At 71.8% G+C, this 13,869-nt stretch carries 10 protein-coding genes, 1 pseudogene and 1 riboswitch; of the genes and pseudogenes, 4 read left to right on the top strand and 7 right to left on the bottom strand.

Features of this window, described 5'->3' with window-relative positions; genetic code table 11:
• Positions 1 to 66 precede the first annotated feature (66 nt).
• Both ACWD3D_RS22515 and ACWD3D_RS22510 read right to left on the bottom strand, forming a co-directional pair.
• Positions 67 to 708, bottom strand: coding sequence for a ribonuclease H family protein (locus ACWD3D_RS22515; protein WP_451462622.1), 642 nt, complete (start codon positions 706 to 708; stop codon positions 67 to 69).
• Positions 709 to 772: 64 nt separating this feature from the next.
• Positions 773 to 1,567 (bottom strand): SDR family NAD(P)-dependent oxidoreductase, encoded by a 795-nt coding sequence (locus ACWD3D_RS22510; protein ID WP_451462621.1) that lies wholly within the window; start codon positions 1,565 to 1,567, stop codon positions 773 to 775.
• A gap of 241 nt (positions 1,568 to 1,808) precedes the next feature.
• Between ACWD3D_RS22510 and ACWD3D_RS22505 the strand changes: the two genes are divergently transcribed.
• Entirely contained in the window at positions 1,809 to 3,695 is a 1,887-nt protein-coding gene (locus ACWD3D_RS22505; RefSeq protein WP_451462620.1) for an ABC transporter ATP-binding protein, read from the top strand.
• 28 nt (positions 3,696 to 3,723) lie between these two features.
• On the opposite strand, the gene ACWD3D_RS22500 is transcribed toward ACWD3D_RS22505, so the two are convergent.
• Positions 3,724 to 4,557, bottom strand: coding sequence for a bifunctional 5,10-methylenetetrahydrofolate dehydrogenase/5,10-methenyltetrahydrofolate cyclohydrolase (locus tag ACWD3D_RS22500; protein ID WP_451462619.1), 834 nt, complete (start codon positions 4,555 to 4,557; stop codon positions 3,724 to 3,726).
• 48 nt (positions 4,558 to 4,605) lie between these two features.
• Positions 4,606 to 4,691, bottom strand: a riboswitch (ZMP/ZTP riboswitch).
• Positions 4,692 to 5,502: 811 nt separating this feature from the next.
• Between ACWD3D_RS22500 and ACWD3D_RS22495 the strand changes: the two genes are divergently transcribed.
• On the top strand, positions 5,503 to 9,078 hold the full coding sequence (locus ACWD3D_RS22495; RefSeq protein WP_451462618.1) for a LamG-like jellyroll fold domain-containing protein: 3,576 nt from the start codon (positions 5,503 to 5,505) through the stop codon (positions 9,076 to 9,078).
• Here the strand turns inward: ACWD3D_RS22495 and ACWD3D_RS22490 are convergent.
• The 4 genes from ACWD3D_RS22490 to ACWD3D_RS22475 form a co-directional block, all read right to left on the bottom strand.
• Positions 9,050 to 9,415, bottom strand: coding sequence for a hypothetical protein (locus tag ACWD3D_RS22490; protein WP_451462617.1), 366 nt, complete (start codon positions 9,413 to 9,415; stop codon positions 9,050 to 9,052). The two genes, ACWD3D_RS22495 and ACWD3D_RS22490, sit on opposite strands and share 29 nt — an antisense overlap.
• A gap of 70 nt (positions 9,416 to 9,485) precedes the next feature.
• A complete protein-coding gene (locus tag ACWD3D_RS22485; RefSeq protein WP_451462616.1) occupies positions 9,486 to 10,247 on the bottom strand; it encodes a hypothetical protein in 762 nt (253 codons plus the stop codon).
• Between the two features lie 79 nt (positions 10,248 to 10,326).
• Positions 10,327 to 11,355 carry an endonuclease/exonuclease/phosphatase family protein gene (locus ACWD3D_RS22480; RefSeq protein WP_451462615.1) on the bottom strand — a complete coding sequence of 343 codons (1,029 nt, stop codon included), beginning with the start codon at positions 11,353 to 11,355 and terminating at the stop codon, positions 10,327 to 10,329.
• A complete protein-coding gene (locus ACWD3D_RS22475; RefSeq protein ID WP_451462614.1) occupies positions 11,315 to 11,563 on the bottom strand; it encodes a hypothetical protein in 249 nt (82 codons plus the stop codon). The genes ACWD3D_RS22480 and ACWD3D_RS22475 overlap by 41 nt, the downstream gene beginning before the upstream one ends.
• Before the next feature lie 619 nt (positions 11,564 to 12,182).
• On the opposite strand from ACWD3D_RS22475, the gene ACWD3D_RS22470 reads away from it, so the two are divergent.
• Together ACWD3D_RS22470 and ACWD3D_RS22465 are read left to right on the top strand one after the other, a co-directional pair.
• Positions 12,183 to 13,313 carry a glycosyltransferase gene (locus tag ACWD3D_RS22470; protein WP_451462613.1) on the top strand — a complete coding sequence of 377 codons (1,131 nt, stop codon included), beginning with the start codon at positions 12,183 to 12,185 and terminating at the stop codon, positions 13,311 to 13,313.
• A pseudogene (locus tag ACWD3D_RS22465) lies at positions 13,310 to 13,869 on the top strand (sugar transferase); the annotation flags it as partial. The gene ACWD3D_RS22470 and the pseudogene ACWD3D_RS22465, both read left to right, overlap by 4 nt.

Raw genomic sequence — 13,869 nt, 5'->3', positions numbered from 1 at the left:
GCGCGACGACTTCAGCAAGATCCCCAACGGCATGCCGGGCGTCGAGAACCGGATGGACCTCCTCCATCAGGCCGTCGTCGACGGACACATCGGGCCGTAGGACTTGCCGCAACGGCACCGACCGGCGAACTTGGCCCGGATCGTGGCCCCGGTACGGGCTCCGCCGGAGGATGCCTTCGCGGTCTTCCCGGGGGCGCTCTTCACCGCTCGTGACGGGGCGGGCTCGGGCAGGGCGGCCGTCCCGTGGGCCGTACCGGCGGGCACCTGGGACACCGCCGCCTCGCTCGCGGCCTGGTCCGCCAGCGCGTTCAGCGGGTCACCACCGACCTGGTGGGCGGGGACGTACTGGAAACGCACCGCGCGCCCGGAGAGCAGCTCGTCGATGCGTACGACCAGCTCCTTGTTGGCGACCGGCTTGCCGCCCGAGGTCTTCCAGCCGTTGCGCTTCCAGCCGGGCAGCCACTTGGTCACGGCGTTCATCGCGTACTGCGAGTCCATGCGCACCTCGACCGGCACCGCCGGGTCCGTCGACTCCAGCAGCGAACGCAGGGCGGTCAGCTCGGCGACGTTGTTGGTGGCGGTGCCCAGAGGTCCCGCCTCCCAGCGCTGCGGGCGCCCAGCCGCGTCCGCGACCACCCACGCCCAGGCGGCGGGCCCGGGGTTGCCCTTCGACGCCCCGTCACACGCGGCGATGATGCTCTCGTCCATACCCACGATCATGCCAGCCCGCGGGCACGGCCCCGACCGCCCCTCCCCACCCTTCCCTGCGGCGTCAGGGCACGATCGAGTCGACGTACCCACCGTCCACCCGGACCGCCGCACCCGTGGTGGCGGATGCCTGGGTGGAGCTGAGGTAGACCACCAGGTTGGCGATCTCCTCGGGTTCGATGAGGCGCTGGAGCAGCGACTGCGGCCGGTGCAGGCGCATGAAGGCACGCTGCGCCTCGTCCCAGGGGAGGTCCTTGTCCACCAGTTCGTACACGAACTTCTCGACGCCTCCGGTGTGGGTGGGGCCGGCGATCACCGAGTTGACCGTCACCCCGGTTCCGGCCGCCTCCTTGGCGAAGCCCCGGGAGACCGCGAGCAGCGCGGTCTTGGACATGCCGTAGTGGATCATCTCGGCGGGGATCACGATCGCCGAGTCGCTCGCGATGTTCTGCACCCGCCCCCAGCCCCTGTCCTTCATCCCGGGGAGATAGCGGCGGATCAGCCGGACCGCGCTGAGGACGTTCGTGTCGAAGTAGGTCCGCCACTCCTCGTCGGTGATCTCCAGCGCAGGACGCGCCCCGAAGACGCCGAGGTTGTTGACGAGGACGTCGGCCTCCGGAACGGCCCGCTGGAGCCGTTCGGCGCCTTCCTCGCCGACCAGGTCGCAGGCGACGGTCCGGACGTCCGCGTCCGGCACCCCGTCGCGCAGGGTCCGCGCGGCCGACTCCAACCGGTCCGCATCGCGTCCGGTCAGCACCACCGAGGCGCCCGCGGCGGCGAGGCCGGAGGCGATGGCGAGACCGATGCCCTGCGACGATCCGGTGACGACCGCCTTCTTGCCCGTCAGGTCGATACGCACCTCGTGGTTCCTTCCGCCGGGTCCGGGTGCCACAGCGGCACGCGTGTCCACCGTCGCACCGTGCGGCGCGTACCGCTTCCGGGGGACACTGTCGCGGGGCCTGCCCGGCGTGTCCACCCGTACCGAACCTGCCCCGCGCGACGATGAACCCCCTTGACCTCAACAATGCTTGAGGTCCTAATTTCCTGTCCCACGGGCCCTCGCGGGCCGCACGCAGGTCGGAAGAACCCGGAGCTCTGGCATGGACATGGAATTCACCGCCTGGTCGTCGCTGCACAGCGTGATGAACGCCGAGCGCGACCGCCGGCCGTTCTCGGGGGCGACCCTGCGCCGCATCCTCGACTTCGCCCGCCCGCACCGCCGACGTCTGCTGCGGTTCCTGGTCGCCAGCGTGGCCGGGGCCCTGCTCGCGGTGGCCACCCCGGTCCTCGCGGGCAAGGTGGTCGACGCGATCGTACGGGGCGGGTCGGGCGACACCGTCGTCCGTCTCGCGCTGCTCATCGCGCTCATCGCGGTGGCCGACGCGGGCCTCGGGCTGGTCACCCGCTGGCTGTCGTCCAACCTGGGCGAGGGGCTCATCCTGGATCTGCGGACGGCGGTCTTCGACCACGTCCAACGAATGCCGGTGGCCTTCTTCACCCGCACGCGCACGGGGGCGCTGGTGAGCCGGCTGAACAGCGACGTCATCGGGGCGCAGCGGGCGTTCAGCAACACCCTCTCGGGCGTGGTCTCCAACCTCGTGACCCTGGTCCTGACGCTCGCCGTGATGCTCGGCATCTCCTGGCAGATCACGTTGCTCGCCCTGGTGCTGCTGCCGGTGTTCGTCGTCCCGGCCCGCCGCCGGGGCGCCCGGATGGCTTCGCTGCAACGGGAGGCCGCCGCGCACAACGCCGCGATGGCGACACAGATGACGGAGCGCTTCTCGGCGCCGGGCGCGACCCTCGTCAAGCTGTTCGGGAGGCCCGCGGACGAGTCCGCCGAGTTCGCCGCCCGGGCCCGCCGGGTACGGGACATCGGGGTCCGTACGGCCATGGCGCAGTCCGGTTTCATCACCGCCCTCACCCTGGTCTCCGCGCTGGCGCTCGCGCTGGTCTACGGGCTCGGCGGCCACTACGCCCAGCGGGGCACGCTCGAACCCGGTGCCGTCGTCTCGCTCGCCCTGCTGCTGACCCGTCTGTACGCGCCGCTCACCTCGCTCGCCGGGGCGCGGGTGGAGGTGATGAGCGCCCTGGTCAGCTTCGAGCGCGTCTTCGAGATCCTGGACCTGAAGCCGCTGATCGCCGAGAAGCCGGACGCGCGCGGGGTGCCGGACGGGCCGGTCTCGGTGGAGTTCGACGGCGTCTCGTTCGGTTATCCGTCGGCCGACAAGGTCTCCCTCGCGTCACTGGAGTCGGTCGCCACGCTGGACGACCGGGGCGGCGCCGAGGTGCTGCACGAGGTGTCCTTCACCGCGCGGCCGGGCCGGATGGTCGCACTGGTCGGCTCCTCGGGGGCGGGGAAGTCCACGATCGCGCAGCTGCTCCCCCGGCTGTACGACGCCGACGCGGGGGCCGTCCGGCTGAACGGCGTGGACGTCCGCGACCTGACCGCCGACTCACTGCGCGAGACGATCGGCATGGTGACCCAGGACGGGCACCTGTTCCATGAGTCCGTGCGGGCCAACCTGCTGCTGGCGCGGCCCGGGGCCACGGAGGAGGAGATCTGGGACGCACTGCGCCGCTCGCGGCTCGACGGGCTGGTGGCCTCGCTCCCGGACGGGCTGGACACGGTGGTCGGCGAGCGCGGCTACCGGCTCTCGGGCGGGGAGCGGCAGCGGCTCACCATCGCCCGGCTGCTGCTGGCCCGTCAGCGGGTGGTGATCCTCGACGAGGCGACCGCGCACCTCGACTCCACCTCGGAGGCGTCGGTGCAGGAGGCGCTGGCCGAAGCACTGGAGGGCCGGACCGCGCTGGTGATCGCGCACCGGCTCTCGACGGTACGGGCGGCCGACCAGATCCTCGTCGTGGAGGCGGGGCACATCGTCGAACGCGGCACCCACGAGGAACTTCTCTCCGTCGGCGGACGGTACGAGGAGCTGTACCGCACCCAGTTCGAGCGCCCGGACACCACGCCGCACGCGGTGGGGTGACCGGGCGCGCCGCCCGGAAGCCGGCCCGTCAGTCCAGACCGAGTTGACGCGTCGCCGCTTCAACCGTCTGATCGAGGAGCACGGCGATGGTCATCGGCCCGACACCCCCGGGCACCGGGGTGATCAGCCCGGCCCGTTCACGGGCGGACTCGAAGTCGACGTCCCCGACGTTGCCGGGGTTGTAGCCCGCGTCGATCACCACCGCCCCGGGCTTGATGTCCGCACCGTCGATGAAGCGCGGCCTGCCGACGGCGGCGATCAGAACGTCGGCTTCCCGCACGAGCCCCGGCAGGTCGACCGTACGGGAGTGGCAGTACGTCACCGTGGCGTCCCGGCCGAGCAGGAGCATGCCGGCGGGCTTGCCGAGGATGGCGCTGCGCCCCACGACGACGGCGTGCTTGCCCGCCAGGTCGACCTCGTACGCGTCGAGCAGTCGCATGATCCCGCCGGGGGTGCAGGAGACGAAGCCGGGCAGGCCGAATCCCATGGCGGCGAAGGAGTGCATGGTGACGCCGTCGACGCCCTTCTCCGGCGCGATCGCCTCGAACGCGGCGCGCTCGTCGATGTGAGGGCCCACCGGGTGCTGGAGCAGGATGCCGTGCACCCCGGGGTCCTCGGAGAGTTCCGTGATCGTCTCGACCAGCCCGGCGGTGGAGATCTGGGCGGGCAGAGCCACATGACGTGACTCGATGCCGGCCTTCTCGCACCGGGCGCGCTTCATCCGTACGTAGGTCACCGAAGCGGGGTCCTCGCCGACGAGTACCGTCGCCAGGCAGGGGGCCGTACCCGTCCGCCCCAGGATGTCGGCCGCCGAGGCCGAGGCCGCTTCGACGGTACGACGGGCGAGGGCGGTGCCGTCCATGAGGCGGAATGTCTGTGTCCGGGCCACGTGCTGCTCCTGAGCTTCACGGTGGAGTGCCCAGGCGTACGGCAGCGACAAGGTGTCAGTCCGCTCCCCGGTGGTACTCCACCTGAACGCCAGTCACGGCCCGCTCGCCATCCTAAGAGCTTGCAGAAGAATAAGTTGCGTGTTGCCAGTCTTTGCACCGCAGCTCGGGCCGGGTGTTCGACAGCAAGTCAATCCCCTGCACGCCCTTGGTACTGAGACCGGACGGTTGCCGGTGTCCTGGGACAATCGGTGAATGAGCGACCGTGAGCAGCAGGAATTGGCCAAGAGCTGAAAAGCCCGTTTGGGTCGATGCGGTTGATGGGGTCGCCTTCGGCGTAGCCCTGTGGTCCCGCCCTCGGTGGGTGCCCGCAGCAGGGAAGTGACCCGGTTCTGGGCGTCTCCCCCGGCGGCCGAACCGGCCGCGTCGGGCGCCGGGCTGGTGTCCGTACGGTTTGCGTAGGGGCTGTCCCACCAATTCCTGGTGGATCAGTGCGCGGCGTCGGATGCGGTGCATCGCAAGGCGGAGGAGCGTTCGCATACTGGATGAAGCGGGATGTTCCGACAACGCTGCGAGGTGCCGTAGCTGTCGTCGCGCACCCGCCAGGAATCGCGGGACAGCCCTTACCGCGGCAGGCGGGGCCGATACGGCGGCGCAACGCGTCCACCGTGCTCCCCTCGCCCGCGCCCGGAGAGATTGCACGGCACCATAAGAAACTGAGCGCTGCCGAACTGACGTGAACTCACCGACGGCCAAGGCGGATTGATCATTACGCTTGTGCGGTGCGAATATTCTCAGGACGCTCAGCGGATTGGGCCACCCTTCGGACCGCCGTCGCCCTTCGTCGGGGGCGGCTGCGGTGGCGATCGGCTCTCCTCTCCTTCGGCCTCGCTCTCTCCCTGGCAGGAGCCCCCGGCGTCGTGCCCCACGCCACCGCGTCGGGCGTCGCCACCTCCTCGCAGACCTCCGACATCGGGAAGCTGCCGCAACAAGTCCTCTTCAGTGCCGGAACCGGCGGTTACGGCTGCTACCGCATACCCGCCCTGGTCACCACGGGCGACGGCTCGCTCCTCGCCTTCGCCGAGGGCCGCAAGACGCAGTCCTGCGGCGACCGGGGCGACAGCGACCTCGTCGTGCGGCGGTCCACCAATGACGGCCGCACCTGGGGACCGGTCAAGGTCGTCCCCGCAGGCGACACCGCGCTCGGGGCCTACGGACCGGGCTCGGCAGTCCCGGCAGGCACCTGGGCCGGGTCTCCGGTCACCCGCAGCAACCCCGCACCGGTGGTCGACAAGGTCAACCACCGCGTCTACCTCCTCTCCACGTCCAACCCGGTCAACTTCAGCTATCCCCGGACTCCGTGGGTGCAGGAGAGCAGCGACGACGGGCTCACCTGGAGTGCGCCCACCGCCCTGGACGTCAGCCTCGCCCCCTCTCCCAGCGCGTCGGACTGGTTCGCGACCGGCCCCGGCCACGGGGTGCAGCTCACGCAGGGGGTGAACAAGGACCGTCTCGTCGTGGGCGCCCACCAGCAGTCGGGGGGTGGCGTCTACGCCGGTTACCTCTACCTCGACCCGGGCGCGGAGAACCCGCGGTGGAGAGCCACGAAGGCCGCGAACTCGTACCCGGCCGGCGGGAAGAAGCCCTCCGAGGTCAGTGTGACCGAGGTGGCGGGCGGCGAGGTGCTCCTGGCGGCACGCGACGAGGGCGCCACCGGTGCGCACCGGCTCGGACAGACCACCGAGGAGACGCCCCAGGGCGATGCGGTCCCGGAGGTCGGAGCCTTCACCGACGGGTCCCTGCCGTCCCCCAGCGACATCCAGGGCTCCGTCCTGACCGTGCGGCGGGCGGACCCCTCGAAGGGTGTGAAGGAGGAGGTACTGCTCTCCGCCCCGGCCGGCCTGGACAAGGACTCGGACAAGCCCACCAGAGCCGCGATGACCATATGGTCGCGCTGCGACGGCACCTGGAACCCCGCCGGACGGCTGGTCGCCTCGGACCGGGCGGCCTACTCCGACCTGGCCCTGCTGGAGGACGACGAGATCGGCCTGCTCTACGAGGGCGGCGCGACCCGTTCCGCCGACGAGATCCGGTTCATCCGCTTCTCCCAGGAGCAGCTCGACACGGGATGCGACGCGTCACCGCCCGGGAGCACGTCGACCCAGGAGGTCCCCGCCCTCGGTGCCACCACTCCGGACGCCTCCCCGCAGGCGAACGACGGCTACCTCAGCTCCGCGGCAGCGACACTGAGCAGCACCGACCCGCTCCGCGGGCCGGGTGAGGCCGCACTGAACAACAACAACCTCGCTCTCGCGGCGGGTGGCTACGCCGACGTTCCGTACGCCCGGTCGCTGCGCACGGGGACGGGCGACTTCACCTACTCGTTGTGGTTCAAGTATCAGGCGCGGACGGTGAACCCCACCGACGAGAGCGACCACATCCTGTTCTGGTCCAACGGAACCGGATCGACAGCACCACAGGTCTGGCTCCGGACCCAGCGGAACACCAACCGGCTGTACGCATGGGCCCAGAGCAGTGGTACCGACCAGGCCCAGGCAACACTCCAGGACACGTCGGCGTGCGCCTGCGCCTTCGGCGACAACGTGTGGCACGTCGTCACCCTCACCCGGACCAGGAGCCGCCTCGATCTCCAGGTCGACAGCGGTCCCGTCGGAGTGTCGGCCGGCGCCGTCACCGGTGACGTCTCCGGTGACGCCGGCGGCTCGTCCCTCGGGCTACGGATCGGCGCCAAACCCGTCGACGCCTCCAGCACCTTCGTCGGGAAGATCGACGAGTTCCGCCTGTACCGGAGCGCGCTCTCCTCCGCCCAGCGCGCCTCGCTGACCACCGCCGGCACCAGCCGCGACCCGGTGAGCGGGTCGGCCGATCCGGCGGCGGACACGGCCGCCGACGCGAACCTCGTGGTGCGCCTGCCGTTCCAGGTGCTCGACCGGACGACCGCGGTGAACACCACGGTGATCACCGGCACCGACGACGAGTCCGGCCACTGCACCGACGGCACCCTCCTGGGCGCCAAGAAGACGGCGACCGGCAGATTCCGTGAAGCGCTGCCGGTGACTTCGGCACTTCCCGGCGTCTCCTCGGAGCTCACGCCGGCACTGGACGTCGCCGACCGCGATTTCACGTACGCGATGTGGTTCAAGTTCTCCGGCTCCGCCACTGCCGGCCCGCGCGCCCTCCTCTGGGCCTACGGCCCCAACGGGACGAGACCGGCACAACTCTGGGTCCAGGCGGTGTACCGGACGGACAGGACCACGCTGCTGGCCACGGTCGAGTCCGACACGGGCTCCCTCGTGCAGGTGGAGACCGATGCCGGCGGGCAGAACTTCGGAGACGACGAGTGGCACCTGTTCCAGCTGCAACGCCACGGCGGCGCCGTCCAGCTCGATGCCTGGGGCGTGCAGACCGTCGACGGCAAGGACGCGGTCGTCCTCCAGGCGTCGAAGACAGCCTCCGGTGTTCTGAGCGGTTCCCTCACCGGCACTCGGACAAGCGGAATCAGCGGCGTCCGCGTGGGCTCCAAGCCTGACGGGACCAAGATCCTCAACGGCGCCCTCGACGACTTCCGCCTCTACGACCACGCCCTCAGCGCCGCCGAACGCAACGCGGTCGCGACGGGCGGAGCGCTCTCCCCGACGTCCGGTCTCTCGGTGCGCTGGAGCTTCGACGACAAGTACGTCTACACCATCCCGGCGAGCCGGGCCGCCCCCGAGACCACTCCCGCGACCCCCGACCACTCCGGCTGGTGCAACAACGCCTACGTGCTGAACGGCGGCAGCACCGACACCGCGGGCAGACTCGGTACCGGCCTGCGCCTGGACGGTACGCCCGGCACCGCCGCGGTGGTGCCCTACAGTCCCAGCCTCGCGCTCGCACCCGAGGCGGTGGCCCCCTCGACGCGACCACGCCGACAGGGGGAGACCTCCGACTTCACCCTCTCGCTCTGGTTCAAGTACGCCGCGACGCCCGCCACGCAGGATCAGGTCCTCCTCTGGGCCTACGGGGCCGGCAGCGGGGAACGCCAGGTCTGGCTCCGCGCCAGCCCCGCGAACCACGGCGTCTTCGCAGACGTCGAGACCGGAACCTCCGGAGTCCGCGTCCTGGCCACGGACCCCACGGGGAGCCGGGCCGCCTTCGGAGACGGCGCGTGGCACCACCTGACCCTGGTCCGCTCCGGTGACTCCCTGACCCTCGCGGTGGACAACCTGGCCACCCAGGCGGCCACCGCCGAGCTCGGCGCCGGAGCCCTCACCGCGACCGACACCTTCGCGATCGACGGACTCCGCCTGGGCAGCAAGACCGACGGAACCCAGACCCTGAACGGCTCCCTCGACGAGGTCCGGGTCTACCGGCAGGCTCTCGGCGCCTCGGACCTGGCCACGCTCCAGGCGTCACCCGGCAGCCCGCCGAGCGCCACCCCCGTGCTCTGGCTCCCCTTCGACACGATCACCATGCGGAGCTACTCCCGGATGTGACCCGTGCTCCGCGTACGAGCCTGGCGGCACCGCTCGCCATACGCCCCGCGACCGCCCCGCCCGCCCTGCGCCGGTGCAGCACCGCGCGACCGCAGCCGCGCCACTGCGAGGGCGGTACGGGACTGCCGGGGCCGGTACGGGTGAGCAGCGCGTTCACCGAGGCCATCGGGTCGCCGGCGGCCATCCGCGCCAGCAGGACACCGGCGACGAGCGGGAGGAGGGCACCGGCCAGGGCGGAGCCGGCCACGGTGACGTGGCGGATGCGCGGGCGCGGACTCGGAGCGGCGGACGTCGAACCGGTGGGCTTGGGATCGGCGGGCCTCGAAGGAGTGGGCATGGTCCTATTCGACCGCCGGTGCACCGACCGCCGGATGCGCCGGGCTACTCACTCCGCCGCGCCCCCGTACTCATGAACGGGGTCGCGCCACCCCGTTGTCGGCCCGCAGCAGCCGCAGGAACGCCTTGAGACCGGTGATGATCTCCTCGTTGCTGGTCAGCCGGTTCACCGTCGACTCGAACTCCCGCGCCAGGGCCTCGATCCGGCGGTCGGCCTCATCGGCCCGCCGGTGCGCGGAGAGTCCCGAGGCGTCGGCGGTCCGCCGCAGTTCGGCGAGGGCCCGGTACTGCTCCTCCACCCGCTCCTCCAGGGCCTTCGTACCCGCTGTCAGGCTGTCCACCTTCCCGCGCAGCTCCACCACGTCGTCGCGCGGAAAGGTGACGTCCTTGAGGAGGGAGCCGAGTCGCTCCCTCAGTTGGGCGAAGTAGGCGCCGGCAGGCCGGAAGACGGTACTCAGCAGGAAGAAGGCAGCCACCCAGTAACCCGCCCTGCCCCCGAGAACGAGGGTGGCGACGAGAACCAGCAGGGCGGTCAGGGCGTGGCCCGCCACCGCCACCCGCAGCATCATCCGCGCGATGCGCTCCGCCTCGTCGTCGCGGGCCCGGCCGATCTCCAGACCTTTGTCCCGGCTGACGGCGATCTCGGCGAGGACGGACCGCGCCCGGAAGTAGAGGTTCCATGGGAGGGTCAGCAGAAGAAGCAACCAGAGCAGGCAGGCGATGCCGGCCCCCACCCCCAGGACCGTGGCGAGGGGTGCGTCGGTGGCGTACAGCAGCGCCACCGAGCCCGCCAGAACGGCGACGGCGAAGACCGCGCCCATGAACTTTCCCATGCTGCCCCCCGGTTTCGACCACGACGACATGACGCCCCGTCATGGTCGTCCGGAAAGCCGCGCATACGCATGAGTACGGCTACTCAGCGCCCTCGGCCCGCAGGTCGGCGTAGACGGCGACCGGCAGATGGTCGCTGCCGGTGGCGGGCAGGGTACGGATGCCGGTGAGGGGGACGGAGCGTGCGAGGACCTGGTCGATCCTGGCCGCCGGGAAGGCCGCGGGCCAGCTGAACGCCACGCCGGAGCCGGGGGCGTCCAGAGGCGCGAGCAACGGGCCGAGCCCACGGTCGTCCACGGTGCCGTTGAGGTCACCGAGCAGCAGGACCCGCTCCAGCGGTTCGTCGCGGATCGCGGTGGCGAGGAGGGCGGCGCTCTCGTCGCGGAGGCCGGAGCGCAGGCCCGTCGCGCCGAGGCGGATGGACGGCAGGTGGGCGACGTACACGGCGAGGTCACCGTCCGGGGTGTGCGCGGTGGCCCTCAAACCTCGGTCCCAGCCGTCCGCGATACCGTCCGGCCGGATGTCCACGGGGCGCACGTCCGTGAGGGGGAAGGCCGACCAGAGCCCCACGGTGCCGCTCACCCCGTGGTGCGGGAGCCGCGACGCGAGGGCCTTCCCGTACACCGGCAGGGCCTGCGGCGTGAGCTCCTCCAGGGCCACGATCCGCGCCCCGCTCGATGCCAGGGCCGCCGCGGTGCCCGCAGGGTCGGCGTTCTCGTCGCTCACGTTGTGCTGGACCACGACCAGGCGGCCGGAGTCGTCCGTCCCCGTGAGGAAGAGGCCGCCGAACCGGACGCCCCAGACGAGGGCGGGCAGCAGCGCGACCACGACGGCGAGCGGTGCCCGCCTCAGGAGCCCCACGCACAGCAGTACCGGCACGGCGAGGCCGAGCCACGGCAGCAGGGTCTCCAGCAGACTTCCGAGCCGGCCGGGAGTGTTGGGGAGCAGTCGGGGCACGGCGAGCAGCGCGGCGATCACCAGGGCCGGCACCGGCAGCAGCGCTGTCCGGCGGCCGGGGCGGTGCCACCCGTGCCGGCCGGCCGAGGGCGCGGGCGCGTGGGCCGGCGGTTCACCCGGAGGCACGGGCGAGGGTGTCCTTGCCGGTCGCATCGCTCTCCTCGGTCCGTACGGGGACGCCGGGGCGTCCCGCTCCGCGCCGTACCAGGGTGGCCCGGCTGGTGTACGGGTCCGGCCGGACTCCGGTCCGGACCGCACCGAAGGACGACGCGGCAGGGCCGGGGCCGGTTCCGCCGGGGCCGCCCCCTTTTCGAGCGGGAACGCGGAGGGTGGCCGCGGCAGCGTCGTCGGAGCGCGTCACGGAAAACGTTCGGCGGCGGCGCGGCGGAATGCACCGGTGAGTGGCCGCCGGAGCATGCGGCCGGAAGAATCGGCTCTCCGGGTGAGTGGTGACGTCTCCACCGGTGAATTCGGTGAAGTCCCCCGACCGGGCCACTGCTTCCGCTTCCCCCTCTGGGAAAGGACCCGATCGGAAACACCGGCGAAGGGCGCAATGCCCATCGGGTGAACGGGTCAGGAAGCCGCCGAGGAGCGGCCGGGAAGCAGTCCGGGATCGCTTCCACTTACGCAGGAAGAACGTTTCCGCGCGTACGGGACCGGAGCACACCGGCGTTCGAACAGCTCGGCGAGGCGCGGCATTCGGGTCTGGCGCGGCTGGTCGCGCGAGCGAGTCATACACGCATTCCGGCTGACAGTCTGTCAAAGTGCACTTCTGTTTAGCTCATTTTCCGTCCTCGCGCGAAAGCGCGACGCGAACGGCCCCGCTCGGAAAAGGCGGGCGCCCCCGCCCGCTCCCCGGAAATCACACAGAACGCACGTGCACATCTTCCAACCGGCCGCGCCCCTTCGACCGGTCACGTCGAGGATGCGTACGAAAACTGCCGAAGGCGCCGCGAGAACGTCACCCCGGAGCAATTCTGTTGAAGATTCTTCACCTCGTTCAGCCTGTGGAGGGCGGCGTCGCCCGGGTCGTCGTCGATCTCGTGCGGGCGCAGGTACGCGCCGGACTCCGGCCCGCCGTGGCGTGTCCGCCCGACAGCCCGCTGGCCGCGCGGGCATCCGCCGCGGGGGCGGAGGTCCACGACTGGCGGGCCGTTCGCAACCCCGGCCCCGGACTGGCACGCGAGATCGCCGGAGCCCGGTCGCTGGTACGGGAACACCGCCCGCAGGTGGTGCACGCGCACAGCGCGAAGGCCGGTCTCGCGGGCCGGCTGGCGGTACGCGGCCGGATTCCCACCGTCTTCCAGCCGCACGCCTGGTCGTTCGAGGCGGTACGGGGAGGGACCGCCTCGACCGCGCTGAAGTGGGAGCGTTTCGGGGCGCGTTGGGCGGACCGGGTGCTCTGTGTCAGCGCCTCGGAACGGCTGGCGGGCGAGCGGGCGGGCATCGCGGCCCGCTGGTCGGTGATCCTCAACGGCATCGATCTCGCCCACTTCCGTCCGGCCGACGCCGGGGACCGCGCCGCCGCCCGGGCCGCGCTCGGTCTCCCCGACGGGCCGCCTCTGCTGGTCTGTGTCGGCCGTCTGAGCCGGCAGAAGGGGCAGGACGTCCTGCTGGAGGCGTGGCGCGCGATGCCTCCGGGAGCCGCCCGGCTCGCCCTGGTGGGCAGCGGACCGGAGGAAGCCCGGCTGCGTGGAGCGGCCCCGGCCGACGTGCTGTTCGCCGGAGCGGCCGACGACGTCCGTCCCTGGATCCACGCGGCCGACGCCGTCGTCCTGCCCTCGCGCTGGGAGGGCATGGCTCTCGCGCCGCTGGAAGCGATGGCCTGCGGCAGACCGGTGGTGATGACGGACGTGGCAGGCGCCAGGGAAAGCCTGCCACCCGGGCAGGACGCCCACTGCCTCGTCCCGCCGGACGACCCGGATGCCATGGCCGCCGCGCTCACCGCCCTGCTGTCCGACGCCGGACTCCGTACGCGACTCGGCTCCGCCGCCCAGCTCCACGCCCGTGCGGTCTTCGACGTACGCAGGACAGCCGCGGAGGTCACCCTCCTCTACCAGGAACTTGTCCACCCGTCCGGCACCACGACGAGAGAGCGCACCGAGCGATGACGACGGAGAGTGCATCACTCCCGGGCACTGCCCGGGAGACCACGCTGCCCCCTGCTTCTTCCACCGTCCATCGACCACGCGGCGGCCCCGTCCGGCGCTACTCCGAGCCGGTCGCCCGGCAGGTCGGCCGTCACCGGCTGACCGTGCTGCTCGTGGCGGCGGACGGGCTCGTCGCGGGCCTCGCCCCGGCGGTGGGCCCCACTCCGCGGTGGCCGGTCGCCGTCTTCGCCGTCCAGGCGGCCGCGCAGTTGCTGCTGCACTCCTCCCGCGGCCTGTACCGGCCGCGGCTGTCGCGCTCCGCGGCGGCCGAGTTCCCGGCGGTCCTCGGGCTGACACTGCTCCAGTGGTTCGTGACCGCCGAGACCCTCACCACCTACCACCCCCGTTACGCGATCGGCTGGACCACTCTGCTCTGCGCGGTGGGGGTGCAGACGCTCTTCTGCTGCGTGGCGCGCGGTGTGCTGACGGACCTTCTGGTCGAGCAGCGCCGGGTTGCCGTCGCCGAACTTCTGGCCGTCCTTGGTGCGCGCGCCCGGGTTGGTGGCCAGGGCGTAGA

The sequence above is a fragment of the Streptomyces sp. NPDC002690 genome (genome assembly GCF_053592415.1).
Note: the sequence above shows the minus strand (reverse complement) of the source record. Positions and strands in the feature narration are given on the sequence as shown.

What these genes read in the sequence shown, in the direction of transcription:
- ACWD3D_RS22485 (WP_451462616.1), bottom strand. Translation starts at nt 10,247, where the DNA reads ATGGGAAAGTTCATGGGCGCGGTCTTCGCCGTCGCCGTTCTGGCGGGC.
- ACWD3D_RS22515 (WP_451462622.1), bottom strand. Translation starts at nt 708, where the DNA reads ATGGACGAGAGCATCATCGCCGCGTGTGACGGGGCGTCGAAGGGCAAC.
- ACWD3D_RS22505 (WP_451462620.1), top strand. Translation starts at nt 1,809, where the DNA reads ATGGACATGGAATTCACCGCCTGGTCGTCGCTGCACAGCGTGATGAAC.
- ACWD3D_RS22490 (WP_451462617.1), bottom strand. Translation starts at nt 9,415, where the DNA reads ATGCCCACTCCTTCGAGGCCCGCCGATCCCAAGCCCACCGGTTCGACG.
- ACWD3D_RS22480 (WP_451462615.1), bottom strand. Translation starts at nt 11,355, where the DNA reads ATGCGACCGGCAAGGACACCCTCGCCCGTGCCTCCGGGTGAACCGCCG.
- ACWD3D_RS22500 (WP_451462619.1), bottom strand. Translation starts at nt 4,557, where the DNA reads ATGGACGGCACCGCCCTCGCCCGTCGTACCGTCGAAGCGGCCTCGGCC.